The organism is Streptomyces sp. BBFR25 (genome assembly GCF_044590125.1).
Taxonomy (GTDB): domain Bacteria; phylum Actinomycetota; class Actinomycetes; order Streptomycetales; family Streptomycetaceae; genus Streptomyces; species Streptomyces canus_D.
In genome coordinates this window covers 2671790-2687504 of sequence record NZ_CP172447.1, presented here as the reverse complement: position 1 = coordinate 2687504, position 15715 = coordinate 2671790, and the positions used below count along the sequence as shown (strand labels likewise).

17 protein-coding genes and 1 riboswitch are annotated in these 15715 nt (G+C 73.0%); of the genes, 6 read left to right on the top strand and 11 right to left on the bottom strand.

What is annotated here, in order from left to right; translation table 11 throughout:
• Nucleotides 1–86 precede the first annotated feature (86 nt).
• Both ACGH52_RS12235 and ACGH52_RS12230 read right to left on the bottom strand, forming a co-directional pair.
• The gene (locus ACGH52_RS12235) at nucleotides 87–359 is read right to left on the bottom strand and encodes a DUF397 domain-containing protein (RefSeq protein WP_399939024.1); all 273 of its coding nucleotides are present in this window, start codon (nucleotides 357–359) and stop codon (nucleotides 87–89) included.
• On the bottom strand, nucleotides 322–1170 hold the full coding sequence (locus ACGH52_RS12230; RefSeq protein ID WP_399939021.1) for a helix-turn-helix domain-containing protein: 849 nt from the start codon (nucleotides 1168–1170) through the stop codon (nucleotides 322–324). Before ACGH52_RS12230 ends, ACGH52_RS12235 begins: the two co-directional genes overlap by 38 nt.
• Before the next feature lie 94 nt (nucleotides 1171–1264).
• Between ACGH52_RS12230 and ACGH52_RS12225 the strand changes: the two genes are divergently transcribed.
• On the top strand, nucleotides 1265–1708 hold the full coding sequence (locus tag ACGH52_RS12225) for an ATP-binding protein (protein WP_399939018.1): 444 nt from the start codon (nucleotides 1265–1267) through the stop codon (nucleotides 1706–1708).
• Here ACGH52_RS12225 and ACGH52_RS12220 read toward each other — a convergent pair.
• Complete coding sequence (locus ACGH52_RS12220) at nucleotides 1705–2295, bottom strand: cysteine hydrolase family protein (RefSeq protein WP_076974125.1); 591 nt, start codon at nucleotides 2293–2295, stop codon at nucleotides 1705–1707. The two genes, ACGH52_RS12225 and ACGH52_RS12220, sit on opposite strands and share 4 nt — an antisense overlap.
• 138 nt (nucleotides 2296–2433) lie before the next feature.
• Here ACGH52_RS12220 and ACGH52_RS12215 point away from each other — a divergent pair, with 138 nt between their 5' ends.
• Nucleotides 2434–3426 (top strand): GlxA family transcriptional regulator, encoded by a 993-nt coding sequence (locus ACGH52_RS12215; RefSeq protein WP_399939015.1) that lies wholly within the window; start codon nucleotides 2434–2436, stop codon nucleotides 3424–3426.
• Between the two features lie 149 nt (nucleotides 3427–3575).
• On the opposite strand, the gene ACGH52_RS12210 is transcribed toward ACGH52_RS12215, so the two are convergent.
• On the bottom strand, nucleotides 3576–4181 hold the full coding sequence (locus ACGH52_RS12210; protein ID WP_059298937.1) for a lytic polysaccharide monooxygenase: 606 nt from the start codon (nucleotides 4179–4181) through the stop codon (nucleotides 3576–3578).
• Nucleotides 4182–4621: 440 nt separating this feature from the next.
• Between ACGH52_RS12210 and ACGH52_RS12205 the strand changes: the two genes are divergently transcribed.
• The gene (locus tag ACGH52_RS12205) at nucleotides 4622–5392 is read left to right on the top strand and encodes a calcium-binding protein (protein ID WP_399939010.1); all 771 of its coding nucleotides are present in this window, start codon (nucleotides 4622–4624) and stop codon (nucleotides 5390–5392) included.
• A gap of 46 nt (nucleotides 5393–5438) precedes the next feature.
• On the opposite strand, the gene ACGH52_RS12200 is transcribed toward ACGH52_RS12205, so the two are convergent.
• The 6 genes from ACGH52_RS12200 to ACGH52_RS12175 form a co-directional block, all read right to left on the bottom strand.
• Entirely contained in the window at nucleotides 5439–6275 is an 837-nt protein-coding gene (locus tag ACGH52_RS12200) for an ECF transporter S component (RefSeq protein ID WP_121700759.1), read from the bottom strand.
• Complete coding sequence (locus ACGH52_RS12195; RefSeq protein ID WP_399939007.1) at nucleotides 6272–7963, bottom strand: ABC transporter ATP-binding protein; 1692 nt, start codon at nucleotides 7961–7963, stop codon at nucleotides 6272–6274. Before ACGH52_RS12195 ends, ACGH52_RS12200 begins: the two co-directional genes overlap by 4 nt.
• Nucleotides 7960–9093, bottom strand: coding sequence for an energy-coupling factor transporter transmembrane component T (locus ACGH52_RS12190; RefSeq protein WP_399939004.1), 1134 nt, complete (start codon nucleotides 9091–9093; stop codon nucleotides 7960–7962). The genes ACGH52_RS12195 and ACGH52_RS12190 overlap by 4 nt, the downstream gene beginning before the upstream one ends.
• Before the next feature lie 58 nt (nucleotides 9094–9151).
• The gene (locus tag ACGH52_RS12185; protein ID WP_399939001.1) at nucleotides 9152–9799 is read right to left on the bottom strand and encodes an SCO2322 family protein; all 648 of its coding nucleotides are present in this window, start codon (nucleotides 9797–9799) and stop codon (nucleotides 9152–9154) included.
• Complete coding sequence (locus ACGH52_RS12180; RefSeq protein WP_399938998.1) at nucleotides 9796–11052, bottom strand: prenyltransferase/squalene oxidase repeat-containing protein; 1257 nt, start codon at nucleotides 11050–11052, stop codon at nucleotides 9796–9798. Before ACGH52_RS12180 ends, ACGH52_RS12185 begins: the two co-directional genes overlap by 4 nt.
• 127 nt (nucleotides 11053–11179) lie before the next feature.
• Nucleotides 11180–11268, bottom strand: a riboswitch (cobalamin riboswitch).
• A 64-nt stretch (nucleotides 11269–11332) separates the two neighbouring features.
• Nucleotides 11333–11989 carry a TetR family transcriptional regulator gene (locus ACGH52_RS12175; RefSeq protein WP_253191372.1) on the bottom strand — a complete coding sequence of 219 codons (657 nt, stop codon included), beginning with the start codon at nucleotides 11987–11989 and terminating at the stop codon, nucleotides 11333–11335.
• 161 nt (nucleotides 11990–12150) lie between these two features.
• Between ACGH52_RS12175 and ACGH52_RS12170 the strand changes: the two genes are divergently transcribed.
• Genes ACGH52_RS12170 through ACGH52_RS12160 form a run of 3 tightly spaced genes read left to right on the top strand, consistent with a single transcriptional unit; the run spans nucleotide 12151 to nucleotide 15352 of the window.
• Nucleotides 12151–13539 (top strand): glycosyltransferase family 4 protein, encoded by a 1389-nt coding sequence (locus ACGH52_RS12170; protein WP_076974118.1) that lies wholly within the window; start codon nucleotides 12151–12153, stop codon nucleotides 13537–13539.
• The gene (locus tag ACGH52_RS12165) at nucleotides 13533–14267 is read left to right on the top strand and encodes a class I SAM-dependent methyltransferase (RefSeq protein ID WP_121701144.1); all 735 of its coding nucleotides are present in this window, start codon (nucleotides 13533–13535) and stop codon (nucleotides 14265–14267) included. The genes ACGH52_RS12170 and ACGH52_RS12165 overlap by 7 nt, the downstream gene beginning before the upstream one ends.
• The gene (locus tag ACGH52_RS12160) at nucleotides 14264–15352 is read left to right on the top strand and encodes a prenyltransferase/squalene oxidase repeat-containing protein (protein ID WP_059298946.1); all 1089 of its coding nucleotides are present in this window, start codon (nucleotides 14264–14266) and stop codon (nucleotides 15350–15352) included. The genes ACGH52_RS12165 and ACGH52_RS12160 overlap by 4 nt, the downstream gene beginning before the upstream one ends.
• A 28-nt stretch (nucleotides 15353–15380) precedes the next feature.
• Here ACGH52_RS12160 and ACGH52_RS12155 read toward each other — a convergent pair whose 3' ends face one another.
• Complete coding sequence (locus ACGH52_RS12155) at nucleotides 15381–15668, bottom strand: hypothetical protein (RefSeq protein WP_076974116.1); 288 nt, start codon at nucleotides 15666–15668, stop codon at nucleotides 15381–15383.
• Nucleotides 15669–15715: the final 47 nt, after the last annotated feature.

The window sequence follows — 15715 nt, the reverse complement described above, 5'->3', positions numbered from 1 at the left end:
TTCCGTTCGGCGTCATCGGGGTGCACGGCAGGGACACGTGCGAAGACGATAAATCGAACAGAAACGTTGACCTGGACCGGGGCTGATTACTCGGCGGCGGCCCAGCCGACGAAGGCGCTGAACGCGGCGGGGGCGAGGGTGAGGGTCGGGCCCGCCGGGGTCTTGGAGTCGCGTACGGCGACGGTGGCGTGGCGGGTCACTTCGGCGACCTCGACGCACTCGCCGCCTTGGTCGCTGCTGTACGACGACTTGCGCCAGGCCAGCTGACCCAGCGGCGCGCACTCCACGCACTCCCCGCCCTGGTCGCCGCTGTGGCTGGACTTACGCCATTGGATCGTCGTCGGTATCGCCTTGCTCACCACAGCGTTCCTCCATCACCCGGCGGATCAGCTCCGCCGAGTCCCTGAGAGAGAGCGCGGCGGCCCGGAGGTGATCGTAACGGAGCGAACAGTCCTTGACCGTCTCCGGGTTGGCGGTCGGATGTCCGGCACCGTACCCCTCCGTGTAGACGATGGCCGGGTCCCGAGCGAAGCGGAAGAGGGTGAATGAGCCTTGGAGCCCTGGATGCGCGCCGACCGAGAACGGGAGCACCTGGACGTTGATCCGGGGATTGTGCTCGAACGACAACAGGTGGGCCAGTTGCCCCCGCATCGTCTCCCGGCCGCCGATCTCCTGATGGAGCGCGGCCTCACTGAGGACCGTCCAGAAGACCGGCGGCTCCTCCTTCTCGAAGATGCGCTGGCGGGCGAGCCGCACCGCGGTGCGGTCGTCGAGGTCGGTCGGGTCGAGCGTGCCGAGCACGGCCCGGACGTAGGCGTCGGTCTGGAGCAGTCCGTGGATCATGTGCGTCTGGAAGGTGCAGATCTCGACGGCGCGCCCCTCCAACTCGGCCACCTGTTGGAACCAGGCCGGAACCTGGCTGCGCATCACCAGGTCGACCAGCCGGGACAGTAACCCTCCCGTCCCCAGCGCCGCGTCCACCCGCTCGCTGAACTCCGGCGTCGGCAGCTTCCGGGCCGTCTCGATCTGGCCCACCAGGGAGCCGGTGTAATTGACGATGTCGCCGAGCTGCCGCTGGGTGAGCCCGGCGGCCTCTCGATGGCGGCGCAGCTCGAAGCCGTAGTAGTCGAGCGGCGAGGCGCCGGGGTCGAGGACGTTGATGTGGGTCATGCGAAGAGCCCTCTCTCGCACAACTCGGTCCACGGCGGGACCGGTTGTATCCGTTCGGTAGCCCACGGTAGTCGTCCGACGTCAGGCTCGTGCCGTGAACGAATACTTTCCCTCGGTCCTCCTGGGCCACTGCGCGAACCAGTACCGGATGAGCTTCACGGCCGGCGCCCACTCGGCCCGGCACGCCCGGCGCATCGTCCGCTCGTATCTGCACGAGTGGGACCTCGCCGAGCTGACCGACGCGGTCGAACTCGGCGTGACCGAGCTGCTGGCGAACGTCGTACGCCACGTCCCGGACCGCCGCTGCACGCTGCTGTTGCTGCGGCGGATGGGCGGGGGCGAGGGCGGGGTCCGGGTGGAGGTGTCGGACGGGAGCCCCCGGCAGCCCGTACCGGCCGGGCCGGTGAGCGAGGACTCGGAGTGCGGCCGGGGGCTGACGCTGCTGGAAGCGGTGGTCGACAAGTGGGGTGTGGAGCCGGGGCCGAGGGGCGGCAAGACCGTGTGGTTCGAGTGCGGGCGCGGCTCCGCGGCGGCCTAGCCCAGGGACTCCTGCGACGGTACGACGACGCCGTACATGTCGGCGACGGTGGCGAGGGCGCTGTGGTGCACCTGGCGGGCGTCGACCTCGATGTCCGCGACGGGCAGGGCGCGAGTGGCGCAGGCGTCGGCGACGACCGTGGGGCGGTTGCCGCGCAGGAAGGCGCCCTGGGCGGTGAACGCCACGCACATGTGCGTCATGAAGCCGACGACGACGAGGTCGTTGTTTCCGGCCGCGTCGACGTGCTCGCCGAGGTCCGTGCCGAAGAAGGAGTCCGGTGCCTTCTTGGTGACGACGGGCTCGCCCTCGACCGGCGCGACGCTCGGGTGGATCTGCCCGATCTCGGCCTGGAGGTCGTACGGGCTGCCCTCGCCGCCGTCGTGGACGACGTGGACGACCTTGGCGCCTTCCTGCCGGGCGCGGGCCAGCAGCCGGGCGCCGGCGTCGAGCGCGTCCTGCCAGCCGTCGAGTTCCATGACGCCGGTCGTGTAGGTGTTCTGGTAGTCGACGAGGACCAGCGTGGAGTCGGCGAGCTTGGCGGGGGTGTCGTCGAGCCCGCTGAGGCGGCGCAGCGTGGTTCTGGGCATGGGGACTCCCTGGTGTCGGTCGGGGCGGCGCGGTGACTGATTGACCCGCGGCTACGACGCTAGGCCCGGTCAGGTGATGTCGGCAATGTCGTCTAACCTGCACATACCGACATCACCCTGTGCTCCGCGGGAGGAACCGTGAACTCCGTCGGACGACTGATCGTCGTCGTGCTCTTCGAGGGCGTCGATCTGCTCGACGTCACCGGACCCCCGGAGGTGTTCTCCCTCGCGCGGCGCGAGACGGAGGACGCGGCGGGCTACGAGGTGGTCCTCGCCGCCGGGACCATGGACCCGGTCACCACCGCCGCCGGTGTCCGTGTGCTCCCCGACGCCACCTTCGACGCGCTGTCCGCGCGGCGCATCGACACCCTGATCGTGCCCGGCGCGGTCGAGGTCGACGATCGGCGCCGGGTCCGGGCGCTCACCGATCCCACGGTGGTGGAGTGGGTGCGGCGGCTCGCGGAACGGACCCGGCGGGTCACGTCCGTCTGCGTCGGGGCGCACGTGCTGGCCGCCGCCGGGCTGCTCGACGGCAAGCGCGCCACCACCCACTGGTCGACCGCGCGGCAGCTCGCCGACGAGCATCCGGAGGTCGAGGTCGACGCCGACCCGATCTTCATCCGCGAGGGCGACGTGTGGACCGGCGCGGGCATCAGCTCCTGCCTCGACCTCTCCCTCGCCCTCGTCGCCGACGACCTTGGCGAGGCGGCGGCGCTGCGGGTGGCCCGGCAGCTCGTGATGTATTTGAAACGGCCCAGCGGACAGAGCCAGTTCAGCGTGCCGCTGGAGCAGGTCTCCACGACCCGGCGCGTCGAGGACATCCGCCACCACATCATGCGCAACATCGCCGCACCGCTCACCGTCGCCGACCTCGCGGCCCACGTCCACGTCAGCGACCGGCAGCTCACCCGCATCTTCAAGACCGAACTCGGCACGACCCCGTACGCCTACGTCGAGTCGGCGCGCGTGGAAGTGGCACGCCAGCAGCTCGAAACCACCGACGCCACCCTGGAACGCGTCGCCTCCGCCTGCGGGTTCGGCACGGTGGACACTCTGGTCAGGGCCTTCCGCCGCAGACTCGACACGACCCCGACCGAGTACCGGCGCCGGTTCCGGACCCTCCCGGCCTGAGGCGGGTTCCCGGGCACGGAACGCCGAGCGCGGGAGCCCCGTCGGAGCAGGTGGCCGAGGGGCCCCCTGCCCCGACGGGGCTCGATCCGCCGGACGGGCGGCTCACCGGCGCCCGGCGAAGGCCGGTGCCGTGCGCGGCGCTCCTCGGCTCAGCCGAAGTTCACGTCGCTGCACCACATGTACGCCTGGTCGAGGTGCGAGGCCTGCCAGATCACGAACAGCACGTGGTGTCCGGTGTACCCGGAGGTCTGGACGGGGAAGGTGATGTTCTGTGCCGGGGCGTAGCTGCCGGTCTGCGTGATGAAGTCGAGGTTGCCCCAGCCCAGGGTCTGGGTCTTGGGGTCGAAGCCCTGCTTGCTCACGTAGACCTTGAAGTAGTCGGCACCATGGGACGCCTGGTCGTACAGCTGCACCGAGAAGTTGCTGCCGACGTTGGTGGTCTTCCACTGGCCGGGCTTGTTCAGACTGGCGTTCCTCGACAGGTTGTTGCTGCAGAGCGTCCCGTCGGGGGTCTTCGCCTGGAACTGGCCGCCGAGGCCGTCGCGGAGGGCGCTCATCCAGTTCCACATGGTGTCGGCGTTGGCCTGGAAGGCCTGCCAGCACATGGGGTCCTGGGTCTGCATGGCCGGGTTCGTGTGGTTGCTGCCCCACGTCTGCCAGCACTGGTACGCGCGGGTGGCGGGAGAGACGATGGTGCCGTGGGCCTGGGCGGGGGTGGACCAGGCCAGTGCGCCGGCGACTACGGCGAACAGCATGACGAGCGCCTGGAGCGGCCGGCGGAGGGCCGACCGCGGACGCCCGGTTAACGGACTCATTGTGCGCATGTGGGGGGAACTCCTTCCAGAGACAAGGCTGTAATGGGAGCGCTCCCAAAGTGACGACTCCTCAGTGAAATGTCAATGAAACAGACAAACTTGATCACGGGGGTGGGTCGCGGTCGGGGAATCCGCCCTGGTGCGGGAGCCGGCGCCCCTCCCGGACTCGGGCACCGGCCCCTCCCGCGGCGACTCCGGAAGCACTCCTTGCCGTCGAGTCCCACCCATCGCATCCGCAGGGGCGACGGCTTACCATGACGCCGCGTCAGTTCACGGTCCCGCGCATCCGGGCCGGCAGAGGAGACCGCCGTCACGGCCGAGTCCCCGCCAGCACCACGCAAGCCGTTCGGTCAACCGTCACTCCATCGAGATGAGGTTCCATGTACCGAAACCGACCCGCCGTTGGCGCGTTCGTCGTGGCCCTGTGCACCGCCGGCCTCGCCCTCGGCCCGGCGACCGCCGCCAGTGCCGCCGAGGCGAAGTCCCGCGTCGGAGCCGACTGGGAGACCCAGTCGATCGTCTTCACGGCCGCCGCGGGCCACACCAACGACCTCAACGTGTTCTTCATGTACACCAGCGACGGCATCCAGCGGATCGGCTTCCGCGACGTGGTACCGCTCCAACCGGGCGACCACTGCGCGTACTCATCGGCCGAGGACACCACCGCCGTCGTCTGCGAACTGCCCGCCGACGCCCCCCGCCCCGACCGGATCGACATCCACCTCGGCGACGGCGACGACACGGTCGCCGCCTTCACCCCCGGGGTCGGCACCGTCAGCGGCGGCTCGGGCGACGACGAACTGCACGCCCACACGGCACGCACCGTGCTGGGCGGCGACGGGAACGACATGGTCATGGGGCCCGCCGTGCTGCACGGCGGCGACGGCATGGACCACCTCATGGGTGACGACGAGGACCAGCGGATGTGGGGTGGCGCGGGGGACGACATGATCGAGGGCTACGGCGGCGACGACACCGTGTACGCCGGCTCCGGCGACGACCATGCCATGGGCGGGGACGGCCGCGACCTCGTCCTCGGCGGCACCGGCGACGACATGCTGCACGGCGAGGGCGGCGACGACCTCGTCGGTGGCGGCCTCGGGAAGGACACCGTCGACGGCGGACCGGGCCGCGACATCGTCCTCCCGTAGGCGCACCCGGCGCACCGCCGTCGGCGCCCCGGTCACGTGGCGCGGCTCAGCCGGTCGGCCGCTCGAACGTGACCGGGGTCTCGAAGGCCGCCCGGCGGGTGGCCCGGCGCAGCGCCTTCAGGACCGGGGTGCCGAGCGCCAGGGTCAGGACGACCGTCATGGCGGCGCGGCCCCCGTCCCAGCCCAGCGACGTGGCCAGGCAGTAGGCGAGGAAGCGGGCCAGGTTGTCGGGGACCGACGCGTCCGGGTCGAAGGCGATGTTCGACGCGAGCGTGTTCATGAAGGTCCAGCCCGCCAGGTTCATCACCGTGCCGTACGCGAAGGCCGCCAGGAAGCCGTACACGGCCAGCATCAGCAGCTCCGCGCGGCCGCGCAGGCGGTCGGGGCCCGGCAGCAGGCCCGCGCCCATCGTGAACCAGCCCATCGCCAGCATCTGGAACGGCATCCACGGCCCCACCCCGCCGGTGAGCAGCGCGGACGCGAACATCGTGACCGAGCCCAGGACGAAGCCGAAGCCGGGGCCGAGGACCCGGCCGCTGAGCACCATGAGGAAGAACATCGGCTCCAGGCCCGCCGTCCCCGCGCCGATGGGGCGCAGCGCCGCGCCCGCCGCCGCCAGCACGCCGAGCATCGCCACGGCCTTCGGACCGAGACCCGACTCCGAGATCGTCGCCGCCACCACCGCCACCAGCAGCACCAGCACGCCCGCGAACAGCCACGGCGCGTCCTGCGCGTGCGCGTTCAGCGAGGCGTCCGGCGGGGCCAGGAAGGGCCAGCCGAAGCCCGCCACGCCCACCGCGCTGACCAGCACGAGGGCCGCGACCGAGCGGGGACCGAGGCGCACGGCACGGGCCTGGCGCTGGGGAGGGGAGCCGCCGGTCATGACAGGGCCTCCCGAACCTGCGCCACCGTGAGCCACTTGCGCGGCGCCAGCACCTTGGCGACCTGCGGCGCGTAGGACGGGGAGGCCACCACCACGTCCGCCGCCGGGCCGTCGGCGATCACCTCGCCCTCGGCGAGCAGCACGACCCGGTGGGCCAGCTCGGCGGCCAGTTCCACGTCGTGCGTGGCCAGCACGATCGCGTGGCCCCCGGCGGCCAGGTCGCGCAGGATGCGGGCCAGACGGGCCTTCGCCGCGTAGTCCAGGCCCCGCGTCGGCTCGTCCAGGAGGAGCAGGGGAGGGCGGGCGGTCAGGACGACGGACAGCGCGAGGGTGAGGCGCTGGCCCTCGGAGAGGTCCCGGGGGTGGGTGTCGTCCGTGACGCCGGGGAGCAGTTCGGTCAGCAGGGTGCGGCAGGTGCCGGGGGCCGCCTCCGCGTCCCGGTCGGCGGCCGCGCACTCGGCGGCGACCGTGTCGGCGTACAGCAGGTCGCGCGGTTCCTGCGGGACCAGGCCGACGCGCCGGACGAGGTCGCGCGGCGCCGTGCGGTGCGGCACGGCGTCCCCGGCGCGGACCGCACCCGCCGACGGTTCGACGAGGCCCACGAGTGCCGAGAGCAGGGTCGACTTCCCGGCGCCGTTGCGGCCCATCAGGGCGACCGTCTCGCCGGGGGAGACGGTCAGGTCGATGTGGCGCAGGGCCTGGACACGGTCGCGGCGCACGGCGAGGGAACGGACCTCGGCGGCGTACGGGGCGGGGGACGAGGAGGGCTGCGGGGCCGTCCCCCGGCGGAGCCAGCGGCGGGTGGCGGGGCGCGGGGCGGGCGGCGCCGGGAGCGGGGCGGACGGCGGCGGGGTGTGGTCCGGGATCTCCCGGTCGGCCAGGCGCTCGCGCAGCGGAGCCGCCCGGCGGCGGGCGTCCCGGATCGTCAGCGGCAGCGGGGACCAGCCCGCCAGCCTGCCCAGGCCCACCACCGGCGGGTACACCGGGGACACCGCCATCACGTCCGCCGGAGCGCCGATGAGCGGCGCCTCGCCGGGGGCCGGGAGCAGGACGACCTGGTCGGCGTACTGGATGACCCGCTCCAGGCGGTGCTCGGCCATCAGGACCGTCGTACCGAGGTCGTGGACCAGGCGCTGGAGGACGGCCAGGACCTCCTCGGCGGCGGCGGGGTCCAGGGCGGAGGTCGGCTCGTCCAGGACCAGCACGTCCGGGTGCGGGGTGAGGACCGAGCCGATGGCGACCCGCTGCTGCTGGCCGCCGGAGAGCGTGGCGATGGGGCGGGAGCGGAGATCGGACAGGCCCAGCAGGTCGAGGGTCTCCTCGACACGGCGGCGCATCACGTCCGGGGCGAGGCCCAGGGACTCCATGCCGTAGGCCAGTTCGTCCTCGACGGTGTCCGTCACGAAGTGGGACAGCGGGTCCTGGCCGACCGTGCCCACCACGTCGGCGAGTTCGCGCGGCTTGTGGGTGCGGGTGTCGCGGCCGGCCACGGTGACCCGGCCGCTCAGCGTGCCGCCGGTGAAGTGCGGGACGAGGCCGCCGACCGCGCCGAGGACGGTGGACTTGCCGACGCCGGAGGGACCGGCAAGCAGGACGAGTTCGCCCTCCGGGACCTCGAAGTCCACGTGCCGGACGGTGGGTTCGGCCGCACCGTCGTACGTGACCGACACGTCCTCGAAGCGGATCACGACGGCTCCTTCACGGCGGACTCGGGTGCGGGGGTGATGAACGCCGGGAGCAGGCCGACGAGTACGGCCGCCGCGGGCCACAGCGGGAGGGACGGCGCGACCAGGGGGACCACCCCCGGGTGCAGCGCCGCCGGGTCGCGGGCGGCAGCCAGGAACAGGAGCGCGGCGACCGCGACGCCGGAGGCGGTGACCAGCCAGGCGCGGGCGTCCCAGCGGTCGGGGCGGTAGCGGGTGCGGACCGTGCGCCGGCCGCCCAGCCACAGGCCCGCGACGGCGGCGGCGACACCGGCCACGAGTACGGGGATGCCGTACGTGCCGCCCGCCGCGGTCAGCAGCCCGTACGTCCCCGCGCAGACGCCGAGCAGGCCGCCCAGGGTGAGGGCGGCGGTGGTCCGGCGGACGCGGGCCGGGACCTGGGCGGTACGGCCGTAGCCGCGGGCGTCCATCGCGGCGGCGAGGGCGACGGAGCGCTCCAGGGCGCCCTCCAGGACGGGGAGGCCCACCTGGAGCAGGCCCCGCAGGCCCCGGTCCGGGCGGCCGCGCAGGCGGCGGGCGGCGCGCAGGCGCTGGACGTCCGCGATGAGGTTCGGCGCGAAGGTGAGGGCCACGACGACGGCGACGCCCATCTCGTACAGGGCGCCGGGGAGGGACTTGAGGAGGCGGGCGGGGTTGGCGAGGGCGTTCGCCGCGCCGACGCAGATGAGGAGGGTGGCCAGCTTCATCGCGTCGTACAGCGCGAAGGTGAGGCCCTCCGCGGTGACCCGGCCGCCGAGGCGGATGCCCTGCGCCCAGTCGGGGAGGGGGACTTCGGGGAGGGTGAGGAGGGTGTGGGTGCCGGGGATGGGGGAGCCGAGGACGGTGGTGAAGAGGATGCGGATGAGGAGGACGGCGAGGGCGAGTTTGACGAAGGCGCCGTAGGAGCGGGACCACGGGGCGTGCGGGCGGCGGGTGATGACGACGTAGGCGGAGACGGTGATGAGGAGGGCGAGGAGGAGGGGGTTGGTGGTGCGGGTGGCGGCGGTGCCGAGGGCTAGAGCCCAGAGCCACCAGGCGCCGGGGTGTACGGTTTCGCGGCGCTGGTGGGGGGTGGGGGCGCTTACCGGCGCTTGCAGGGTGCCGCCTGCGCCCACCCGTGCCGCCCCAGCGGCACGATTGCCCGCAGGGGGAGCGGCACGATTGCCCGCAGGTTTAACGGGGGGCATTTCTGCGCCGCCTTGCCTGCCAGGCGCCTGCCGCGGCCAGGGCGGCGATCACCGCGATGCCCGCGTAGAGGCCGACCGATGGGCCGTCGTCGTCCTCCGCGGTCTTCGGGGCGGCCGTGGCCGGCGAGTTCTGCTTCTGCGACACCTGTTCGCCGCAGCCCGACTTCGGGTAGCCCGCGATCGCGCACAGCAGGGCGTTGGTGTTGTAGCGGAGGGGGTCGGCGACGGCGGCCAGGGCGTCGGCCGTCGTCGCGTCGGGGGAGACCTGGGCGCAGGCCGTGCGCGGGGCCGGCGGGGTCTCGCCGGACGGGGCGTCGGGGCCCGTACCGAAGTCGAGGACCAGCGCCACCCGCTTGCTGCCGTCCTTCGCCGGGGTCTTCGCGCAGATCGACGCGAAGTCCGCCGTGCCGCGCGGCTGGGCCGCGTCGCCCGAGTTCTCGCTCACCGCGAAGCGGAAGCCCTGCACGTCGCCGTCGGAGGGGCGGACCAGGGACGGGCCCTGGGTGGCGTAGACCCACTTCCCGCCGTCGCGGTCCCAGAAGGACCAGTAGCGGTACCCGGCGGCCTGCGCCTGGCCCGCGGTCCCGATCAGCAGGAACGCGGCCAGGAGGAAGAGGACGACGCGGCGGGTCACGGCTGCTGCTTCTTGTTGCGGTTGCTGAGCAGGAAGCCGATGCCGATGCCGAAGACCAGGCAGACGCCGACGAACCACCAGACGCCGAACGGGGAGTCGTCGTCCTCCTTCTCGTCCGACTTCTCGTCCGCGTTCGCGGACGCGGTGTCCTTCGCCGCCGCTCCCTGCGGAGCCGGCCCCGTCGCGTTCAGCTTCTCCACCAGGTCGGTGCCCCCGAAGGCGCGCGGGTCGGTGCCCGTGGCGTGGGCGGCGAAGATCAGCTGGGCGTAGGCGGCGGGGCCGCTCTCCCCGGCCCACTTCGCGGCGTTCTTCTTCAGCCAGGCCAGCGGCTCGGCCGCCTTGTCCGCGCCGCCCTGCGCCGCGAGGGCGACGACGGCGTCGGCGGTGTTGCCGTAGTCGGGCTGGTCGGCGGAGCCGCCGAGGGCGGAGACGAGGTGGCCGTCCTTGGCGAGCGTGTCGGTGAGGTACGCGGCGGCGTTGGCGGCGGCGCGCTCGCGGGTGGGCTTGCCCGCGTCGGTGCACGAGGCGGCCTCGGACTTCGCACCGGCCTCGGTGACCAGGCCCTTGCCGAGCGCGCCGAGGACACTGGCGGCGGTCGCGTCCGCGTTGGCGAGCAGCTTGCCGTCCTTGTCGGGCTGGAAGGCGAAGGCGCCCGCGCCCTTGTCCTTCGCGCAGGGCAGGGCGAACGTCAGCAGGGCGTCGTACGGGGACTTGCCGCCCTTCTCGACGTCCTCGGGGTTCGTCTCGGTGGCGGTCAGGGCGCCGATGACGACGGAGGTGGAGTTGGCGTCGCTGGGAGTGCCGGGGCTGTAGCCCCAGCCGCCGTCCTTGTTCTGCACGGACTTCAGCCAGCCGAGCGCCTTCTCGACCACGTCGCCGTGCCCGCCGACGGCCCACAGCGCCTGAACGGCGGCGGCCGTGTTGTTGGTGTCGATCGGGGTCTTGGCGTCGCAGGCCGCCGCCGCATCGGCGCGGAAGGGGGCGAAGGCGCCGTTCGCGCACTGCTGGTCCGTGAGCCACTTCACGGCCGTCGAGGACGGGATCACGCCCGCCGTGTCCTGCGCGAGCAGCGCGAGGGACTGGCGCCAGACACCGTCGTACTGGGGGTCGGTGGTCCCGTACAGCCCGGACGGTGCGGACGTGGACGGGGAGGCGGACGGCGACGGATCGGCGGCGGCCGCGGGCGCGGTGGCGGCGCCGATCACGGCTATGGCGGCCAGAGCCGCGGCGCTGCTGCGACGGCGGACGTTCATGATCGGCGGGTGCCTTTCCCTGTGCGGGCCCGGCAGCACGGGGCACCCCCGGCGGCTCGGCCCGTATGCCTCGACGGTGCCCGTGCACCGGCGGGCGCCGGGCACGTGAGCCGGTCACATCCGTGCGGGGCAGTCCGGCTCACCGTCCGGGAGCCCAAGGGGCTCGGCGGCCGGCTCACGGTTGCGGGTCAGCGCCGGAATTGCACCGGCTTCCCCCCGTACGGGTGATGACGACGCCGCCACTTTACCCGCCCCCTCGGGTCCGGACCGAGGGGCGGTCTCAGCGGTGCGCGGCGGCTTCCGCTTCCCTCCCGGCCTCCGTCAGGTCGATCAGCCGGCACACCGTTTCGATGTCCACCCGCACCTGGGCGAGGGAGGTGCGGCCGGCGAGCCAGGTGATCAGGGTCGAGAGCCAGGTGTGCTCGACGACCCGGACCGCCGACAGCTGCTCCGGGGTGGGGTTCTCCAGGCCGCCCATCGCGTCCAGGATGATCGCCGTGGTCTGCCGCGAGACCTGGTCGACCTCCGGGGAGACGCCGCGGTCGGCGAAGGTCAGGGCGCGGGCCATCGCCTCGGCCAGCCGGGGCTCGCGCTGCAGGGCGCCGAAGGCCCGCATCAGGGTCTGCGCCACCCGGTCCCCGGCCGTCTCACCGGTGGGCGGGCTCTTGAGCAGGGTGCCGTGCAGCCGCTCCAGCTGGTCGTGCATGGTCGCGACCAGCAGATGCACCTTGGACGGGAAGTACCGGTAGAGCGTGCCGAGGGCGACCTGCGACGACTCCGCGACCTCGCGCATCTGCACCGCCTCGAAGCCGCCCCGGCAGGCCAGTCGGGCGGTCGCGTGCAGGATGCGGCGGCGGCGCTCCCGCTGCCGCTCGGTCAGGGGCGGGGCGGAGGAGCGGTGCGCCGGACCGGACGCCTCCGCTGTCGCGTGGTCCACCGTGCTCACCTTCTCCCCCGTGGCGTGAATCACCTGATCCACTCGTCACAGCCTGGCTACCTGCCGGTAGATTCGAAGCCGCTGACGATCAAGTCTGAAACTTGTTCTAGATTAACCTCCCGACGTAGTGTCGCGGGAGCGCAGTGAGAAGGGGGCCCAGAGTGACCGCCGAGGCCAGTCAGAGGGGTCCCCGTCCGGAGCCCGCCGCCGACGGCTCGCCACCGCTGCGCATCGCACTCCTCACCTACAAGGGGAACCCGTTCTGCGGCGGCCAGGGCGTCTACGTCCGCCACCTCTCCCGCGAACTGGCCCGCCTCGGCCACCGCGTCGAGGTGATCGGCTCCCAGCCCTACCCCGTGCTCGACGAGGGCCTCGCGGACCGGCTGTCCCTCACCGAGCTGCCCAGCCTCGACCTCTACCGCCAGCCCGACCCCTTCCGCACCCCCAAGCGCGGCGAGTACCGCGACTGGATCGACGCGCTGGAGGTCGGCACGATGTGGACCGGCGGCTTCCCCGAGCCCCTGACGTTCTCGCTGCGCGCCCGCCGCCATCTGCGCGCCCGCCGCGGCGACTTCGACGTCGTGCACGACAACCAGACGCTCGGCTACGGCCTGCTCGGTGACGTCGGCGCGCCCCTCGTCACCACCATCCACCACCCCATCACCGTCGACCGGCAGCTGGAACTCGACGCCGCCGAAGGGCGCAAGCGCCGCTACTCCGTGCGCCGCTGGTACGCCTTCACCCGGATGCAGAAGCGCGTCGCGCGCCGCCTGCCCTCCGTGCTCACCGTCTCCGGCACCTCCCGCCAGGAGATCGTCGACCACCTCGGCGTACGGGACGACCGCATCCACGTCGTCCACATCGGCGCCGACACCGACCTGTTCTCGCCCGACCCGTCGGTGCCCCGGGTGCCGGGCCGGATCGTGACGACGTCCAGCGCGGACGTGCCGCTCAAGGGCCTGGTCTTCCTCGTCGAGGCGCTCGCGAAGGCGCGCACCGAGCATCCCCGGGCCCACCTCGTCGTCGTCGGCAAGCGGCCCGCCGAGGGGCCCGTCGCACAGGCGATCGCGCGCTACGGCCTCGAAGGCGCCGTCGAGTTCGTCAAGGGCATCTCCGACGCCGAACTGGTCGACCTCGTGCGGTCGGCGGAGGTCGCGTGCGTGCCGTCGCTGTACGAGGGGTTCTCACTGCCCGCCGCCGAGGCCATGGCGACCGGCACGGCGCTGCTCGCCACCACCGGCGGAGCGGTCCCCGAGGTCGCCGGACCCGACGGGGAGACCTGCCTCGCGGTGCCGCCCGGCGACGCCGACGCGCTGGCCGCCGGACTGAACCGGCTGCTGGGCGACCGCGAACTGCGGGCCAGGCTCGGCGCCGCCGGACGCGAACGCGTGCTGCGCCACTTCACCTGGGCGCGCGCCGCCGAGGGCACCGTCGCCCGCTACCGCGAGGCCATCGGCCCCGCCGCCCCCACGACCACGCCGAGGATCGTGCCCGCGACCCCGACCACCAGTGACACCGGCGTCTACCCCGAAAGCAGGGCCACGTGCTGACCGTCGACTTCTCCCGGTTCCCGCTCGCCCCGGGCGACCGCGTCCTGGACCTCGGCTGCGGCGCCGGACGGCACGCCTTCGAGTGCTACCGGCGCGGGGCACGGGTCGTCGCGCTGGACCGGAACGCCGAGGAGATCCGCGAGGTCGCCAAGTGGTTCGCGGCGATGGAGGAGGCCGGCGAGGCCCCGGCCGGAGCCACCGCCACCGCCATGGAGGGCGACGCGCTGGCCCTGCCCTTCCCGGACGAGTCCTTCGACGTCGTCATCATCTCCGAGGTGATGGAGCACATCCCCGACGACAAGGGCGTCCTCGCCGAGATGGTCCGCGTCCTCAGGCCCGGCGGGCGCATCGCCGTCACCGTGCCGCGCTACGGCCCCGAGAAGGTCTGCTGGACCCTCTCCGACGCCTACCACGAGGTCGAGGGCGGCCACATCCGCATCTACCGGGCCGACCAGCTCCTCGACCGCATCCGCGAGGCCGGGCTCAAGCCGTACGGCACCCACCACGCGCACGCGCTGCACTCGCCGTACTGGTGGCTCAAGTGCGCGTTCGGCGTCGACAACGACAAGGCGCTGCCGGTGCGGGCGTACCACAAGCTGCTGGTGTGGGACATCATGAAGAAGCCGCTGGCGACGAGGGTCGCCGAGCAGGCGCTGAACCCGCTGATCGGCAAGAGCTTCGTGGCCTACGCCACCAAGCCGCACCTGCCGCCGGTGGACGCCGCGTGACGACCTCGCGCTCGCCCCGCACCCCCCGTACCGAACACCTCGTCCTGCCCGGCGTCCTCACCGAGGCCGAGGCCGCCGCGACCGTCCGCGGCATCCTCGCCGTCCAGCGCGAGGACGGCGCCATCCCGTGGTTCCGCGGACACCACCTCGACCCGTGGGACCACGTCGAGGCGGCCATGGCCCTGGACACGGCCGACGAGCACGAGGCCGCCGAGCGGGCCTACACGTGGCTGGCCCGGCACCAGAACCCGGACGGCTCCTGGTACGCCGCCTACGCCGACGGGGACTTCGCCGACGTCACCGACCGCGGCCGGGAGACCAACTTCGTCGCCTACGTCGCCGTCGGCGTCTGGCACCACTACCTCGCCACCGGAGACGACACGTTCCTGGAGCGGATGTGGCCCGTCGTCCACGCGGCGGTCGAGTTCGTCCTGCGCCTCCAGCAGCCCGGCGGACAGATCGGCTGGCGCCGCGACGACGACGGCACCGGCACCACGGACGCGCTGCTGACCGGCAGCTCCTCCGTCCACCACGCGCTGCGCTGCGCGCTCGCCATCGCCGAGCAGCGCGAAGAGCCGCAGCCCGGCTGGGAGTTGGCGGCCGGTGCGCTGCGGCACGCCATCCGCCGCCACCCCGAGCGGTTCCTGGACAAGGACCGCTACTCGATGGACTGGTACTACCCGGTCCTCGGCGGCGCGCTGACCGGCACCGAGGCCAGGTCCCGCCTCAAGGAGAGCTGGGACCGCTTCGTGGTCCCGGGCTTCGGCGTGCGCTGCGTCGTCCCCAACCCGTGGGTGACGGGCGGCGAGTCGGCCGAACTCGCCCTCGCCCTGTGGGCGGTGGGGGAGTCGGACCACGCCCTGGAGATCCTCCAGTCCATCCAGCACCTGCGGGACGCGGACAGCGGCCTGTACTGGACGGGCTACGTCTTCGAGGACGACGCCATATGGCCGCGCGAGCTGACCACCTGGACGGCCGGATCGCTGCTGCTCGCCGTCGCCGCGCTCGGCGGCCACGAGGCCACCTGCCAGGTCTTCGCGGGCGACCGGCTGCCCAGGGGACTGGACCCGGACTGCTGCGTCTGACCGGCCGGGCCCGGCCGGTCGGGGACGGTCAGTGACGGCCGAGGCGATTGGCCACGGCGTGGCCGACGAAGAGGTAGACGACCGCGGCCAGTCCGTAGCCGGCGACGACCCGGGCCCAGGCCTCGTCGAACGTGAAGAGGTCGTGCGACCAGCCGGCCAGCCAACTGGCCGCGTCATGGACGAACTGCACCAGGTCGTTGGCCCGGTTGGCGTCCAACAGGTACATCAGGATCCACAGGCCGAGGATGAAGGCCATGATGTCCGCGACGATCGCGATGGCCCGGCCGGCGGAGGTGGAACCGCTGTATCTAGACATGCCTTCCGTATGGCCCGGCAGGCCCGGAGGAAACCTGTGCCGACGGC